Here is a 4,854-nt window from a genome sequence, read left to right on the forward strand (position 1 = left end):
TACCCGCATCCCTTTGAACTATGCCGCCGGTGGACGCGACGAACGGGTGATGGAATTGATCCTGGACGAGATCGAAAGCGCACCGCGCCTGCACCTGCACGTGGCCCTGCCCAACGACCCACGCCTGGCGCGCCTGTGCCAGCGACTGATCGACAACCCTTGCGAGCCGGTCACGCTTCAAACACTGGCCACCGAACTGCACGTCACTGGACGCACGCTGGCGCGCATGTTCCACCGTGAACTCGGCCTCAGCTTCGGCCAGTGGCTGCGACGCACGCGATTACTGCTCAGCCTGCCCCGCCTGGCAGCAGGCACACCCGTGCTACAGGTGGCACTCGAACACGGCTATGACAGCCCCAGCGCCTATACGGCGATGTTCCGGCGCACACTTGGCGTGTCGCCGACGGTGTATTTGCGCAGGGGCGGCATCGGGGTTGGCGGAGGCATTGCGCAGATGCGAGGTGATTAGTGGGGGCGCAAGGGCGACCGCCAGACACAAACCATCCGGTTGCAACAACGTCTTCGCAGCCTGCCACGTAAAGGCAAGCGAGCAGACTGGCACCCCGCTACCCGTCTCCCGCCCCCACCCGACTACCCCTGCTGACAGCACGTTGGCAGCATCCCCCCGCCACCATCCTTTCACCAAACGGAGGGAGTGGTCATGCGAGACACAGTGTATTTCCTGGCTTTCGACGGTTTTGCCGACTGGCATGCCGCGTTGGCCTTGTGCGAGATCCGCCGGCCCGGCGATTGGCAACTGCGTACGCTGGGGTTCTCGATGCAGCCGGTGCGGTCCATGGCGGGCGTACGGGTGCTGCCGGAACTGACGCTGGAAGATATCGACGAGGCGAGTGCCGCGCTGGTCGTGCTGCCCGGTGGCCATCTGTGGGAGCGGCGGCAGCCGAGCACGTGGGTCGAGGCCATCGCGCGCATGCATCGCGCAGGCACCACCATCGCTGCGATCGATTCGGGCGTGTTGGCGCTGGCCCGCGCCGGCTTGCTGGAGGGGCGTCGCCATACAGCCAGCTGGCCAGGTCAGATAAGCATGCATGTGCCGCGCTATCGCGGCGAAGAGCGCTATGACAGTCAGACGCTGGCGGTGAACCACGACCGGGTGATCACGGCCAGTCACCTGGGTAGCGTGGAATTGGCGCGGGAAGTGATTCGCGCGCTGGATCTGTACAGCCCACTGGATCGCGAACATTGGTATCGCATGTTCAAGCACGCGGCGATGCCGCCGTGGCTGGGCGGCGATGCGGCAGCAGCGTGACCGGGGCATGGACAAGTCCTGGCAACGCGCCCTGATCGCCGCGTATCGACCCGTGCAGTTGCGCGGAATGCTGGTCGAAGGCCAACACGCCCGGCCCCAGCCATCCGAACAAACCCAACCGCCCACCCGACAGCGGGCGTTGTTGCTCGCATTGCTTGCCGGATGGTTCCGGCACTCGAAGGAAAAATAGCCATGCTCAAGACGTATCAGGGCAGTTGCCATTGCGGCGAAGTTCGTTACGAAGCCGATATCGACCTGGCCGCCGGCACGGGTCGCTGCAACTGTTCGTTCTGCCAGAAAACGCGCAGTTGGAGCACCGTGCTCAAACCCGAGGCCTTTCGCCTGTTGCGCGGCGAGGAAGCCCTGCGCAGTTATCGATTCAACACCCGTAGCGCCGACCACCTGTTCTGCCAGCACTGCGGCGTACAGACCTTCGGACGTGGGCACATCGAAGCGCTGGGAGGTGACTTCGTGGCCATAAGCATCGCCACGCTCGACAACGCCAGCGATGCCGAATGGGCGGAATCGCCGCTGCACTATTCAGACGGCCGTAACGACAACTGGCTCAACGCACCAGCAGAAACGCGCCATCTGTGAACATGGCCATCCATCTCGCCCTCATCCATGACCTGTGCCGCAAGACCGGCGGCCCAGGATCGGTCATGATGTGCGCATGCGCCGTGCCGACCGCCTCTTCCTCATCATCCATGCCCTGCGCGGGCGCCGTACGGCGCTGCCCGCGCGCCAGCTTGCCCAGACGCTGGACGTCTCGCTGCGTACGGTCTACCGCGACGTGGCCGACTTGCAGCTTTCCGGCGTACCAATCGAAGGCGAGGCCGGCGTCGGCTACATGCTGCGCAAGGGTTCGGACATCCCACCGCTGATGTTTACCGCCGACGAGCTCGAATCACTGGTGGTCGGCACGCGTTTCGTTCGCGCCTTCGCTGGCGAACGCCTTGCCGAAGGGGCCCGCGCCGCCTTGCTCAAGATCGAGGCGGTGTTGCCCACCGAGCTGCGCGAGCGTGCCTCGCGCACCCGCATCTACGCACCGGTATGGCGTGATAAGCAGGCGTCGGCATTCATCGGCCTGATCGACCGCTTGCATGGCGCCATCGCCGAGTCACGCGTGCTGCAACTGGACTACCGCGACCAGGGTGGGCGCAGCAGTTGCCGCGATATCGAGCCGCTCTGCCTGGCATTCTGGGGTGGCACCTGGACACTCGGTGCCTGGTGCCGCCTGCGCAACGGCTTTCGCAATTTCCGCCCTGACCGCATCGCCGAATGCCGCCATACGGATGAAACCTTCGTCGAGCAGGAAGGGCGCAACCTTGAAGCCTATCTGCGCTCGGTGCAGAACGAATACGCCTCGATGGAATAACGGCTTCCCATCGGCCACGGGCATCGGGTCAGGTCATTGGGCGGTGGTTTACGTGCGATGATCGGCGGTACCGTCCTGGGGATCGCACCGTGAAACACTCCATTCGCAACACACTCTGGCTGGCCTTGGCCCTGACCCTGCCGGTGGCGTCGTTCGCCGACACGACGCAAAATGCCGACGCACGTTTTCGCCAGATCTATACCCAGGAGTGGGCGTGGCGCAACGGCCAGTCTGGCATCCAGACCTCCGGCGAAACCCAGGTCAACAATGCGCGCCTGGACCAGGTCGATGCCGCCAGCCAGATGCGCCGGCAGAACGAATGGCAGCAAGTCATGCGCCAGCTCGACGGCATCGATATGAAACAGTTGTCGGCCGAAGAACAGATCAACTATGCCGTCTATCGCGCGCAGATCCAGAACCTGCTTGCCGCGCAGCAGTTCAAGCAATGGCAGATGCCGTTCAACAGTGACTCGGCCTTCTGGAGCGACGTCAGCTACCAGCTCGATGGCGACAACCTGCGCACGCTGCGCGACTACCAGGCATACCTGGATCGTCTCGCCCAGGTGCCGGCGTACTTCGGCCAGGAAATCGACAACATGCGCGAAGGCCTGGCGCGCGGCTTCAGCGTGCCGCGCGAGGTGCTCAAGGGTCGCGACGTATCGATTGCCGCCGTCGCGGAGCTGAAAGACCCCACGCAGAGCAGTTTCTATAAGCCGTTCGAACACCTGCCGGAGCAAATCGGCGCCGATGACGCCGAACACCTGCGCCAGCAGGCGCGCGAGCTGATCGGCGGCAAGATCATTCCCGCCTATGCGCAGCTGTTGAGCTTCTTCCGCAACGAATACGTGCCCAAGGCACGCACGACCCTGGCCGCCGAAGCGATGCCCGATGGCAAAGCCTGGTATCGCCAGCAAATCATCGAATACACCACGCTGGACCTGGCACCCGGCGCCGTGCACCAGATCGGCCTGGACTTGGTGGCCAAGCTGCACGCGGACATGGTCAAGACCATGCAAGACACCGGTTTCAAGGGCAGCTTCGCCGACTTCCTGCATTACTTGCGCACCGATCCGCAGTTCTATGCCAAGACGCCTGACGAGCTGCTGATGCGCACCGCCTGGGTAGCCAAGCAGGTCGACGCGCAACTGGACCACTATTTTGGCCGCCTGCCCCGCCAGCGCTTTGCGATCGAGCCAGTCGCCCCCGATATCGCGCCGTACTACACCTCAGGTCGTGGCGGGGCGAGCACGTATCTGGTCAACACCTACGATCTGCCCTCGCGTCCGCTCTACAACATGCCGGCGTTGACGCTGCACGAATCCATGCCCGGGCATTCCCTGCAACTGGCATTGGCGCAAGAGCAGCACGGGCAACCGGATTTTCGTCGTGACGGTTACATCTCCGCCTACGGCGAGGGATGGGGCCTGTATTCGGAATATCTCGGCAACGAGATGGGCATCTACAAGACGCCGTACGAACACTTCGGTTATCTCACCTACCAGATGTGGCGTGCCTGCCGGCTGGTCGTGGACACCGGCATCCATCACATGGACTGGACGCGCCAGCAAGCGATCGACTACATGACACAAAACACCGCGCTTTCGGAGCGAGAGATTGCCAACGAAGTCGATCGTTACATCAGTTGGCCCGGTCAGGCGCTCAGCTACGAACTCGGTTATCTCAAGCTGCTGGAGCTGCGCAAGAAAGCTGAACAGGATCTGGGCCCGAAGTTCGACATCCGACATTTCCATGACACGGTGCTGTCGCTGGGCTCGGTGCCATTGCCGGTACTGGAAAAGCGCATCGATCGCTTTATTGCCGAAGGCGGCCCGGAGCCGGAGTTCGGCTGCGACTGCGGAAAGAAGAAGTAGGGCCGTCAGTTCGGCCCGAGGGATGAGCAGCAGGAGCGCACCGTTACGCCTTGCCTGGTAGGAGTAACTTCAGTCGTGAGGTGGTCGCGGCTTGAGGGTTTTAAAATCCCAATCTGCGACTGCATCGCCGATTGCATCGTGACTGAAGTCGCTCCTATACCGGGCTTTATTTCAAGCGAGCGCAACCTCCCGCGCCCCGCTCCACCGGCGCCATGGCCGCTCGTTGCTTGAATATCCTGTCCTTGAAGAACCAGTTCTTCTTCGCGCGAATCGGCTTGCAACCCTCGTAGAAAATCAGCTCGTCATCCGCAGGCAGCTCCTTGATCTCCTGCGGC

7 protein-coding genes are annotated in these 4,854 nt (G+C 62.9%); 6 read left to right on the forward strand and 1 reads right to left on the reverse strand.

All coding sequences use genetic code 11. The features are described from left to right. From VF436_RS19920 to VF436_RS19945, 6 genes are all read left to right on the forward strand, one after another. Positions 1-469 (forward strand): AraC family transcriptional regulator (locus VF436_RS19920; RefSeq protein ID WP_330905799.1); only part of this gene is annotated, 469 nt, incomplete at its 5' end. A gap of 192 nt (positions 470-661) precedes the next feature. Continuing rightward, entirely contained in the window at positions 662-1,270 is a 609-nt protein-coding gene (locus tag VF436_RS19925) for a DJ-1/PfpI family protein (protein ID WP_330905800.1), read from the forward strand. 7 nt (positions 1,271-1,277) lie between these two features. Continuing rightward, a complete protein-coding gene (locus tag VF436_RS19930) occupies positions 1,278-1,460 on the forward strand; it encodes a hypothetical protein (protein ID WP_330905801.1) in 183 nt (60 codons plus the stop codon). A 2-nt stretch (positions 1,461-1,462) separates the two neighbouring features. Continuing rightward, complete coding sequence (locus VF436_RS19935; RefSeq protein WP_330905802.1) at positions 1,463-1,867, forward strand: GFA family protein; 405 nt, start codon at positions 1,463-1,465, stop codon at positions 1,865-1,867. Positions 1,868-1,943: 76 nt separating this feature from the next. Continuing rightward, a complete protein-coding gene (locus VF436_RS19940) occupies positions 1,944-2,648 on the forward strand; it encodes a YafY family protein (RefSeq protein WP_330905803.1) in 705 nt (234 codons plus the stop codon). A gap of 89 nt (positions 2,649-2,737) precedes the next feature. Then, positions 2,738-4,519 (forward strand): DUF885 domain-containing protein, encoded by a 1,782-nt coding sequence (locus VF436_RS19945; RefSeq protein WP_414649886.1) that lies wholly within the window; start codon positions 2,738-2,740, stop codon positions 4,517-4,519. A 166-nt stretch (positions 4,520-4,685) separates the two neighbouring features. Here VF436_RS19945 and VF436_RS19950 read toward each other — a convergent pair whose 3' ends face one another. Then, entirely contained in the window at positions 4,686-4,844 is a 159-nt protein-coding gene (locus VF436_RS19950) for a hypothetical protein (RefSeq protein ID WP_330905805.1), read from the reverse strand. Positions 4,845-4,854: the final 10 nt, after the last annotated feature.

It is taken from the genome of Dyella sp. (assembly GCF_036384435.1).
In the GTDB taxonomy this organism is placed as follows: domain Bacteria; phylum Pseudomonadota; class Gammaproteobacteria; order Xanthomonadales; family Rhodanobacteraceae; genus GSA-30.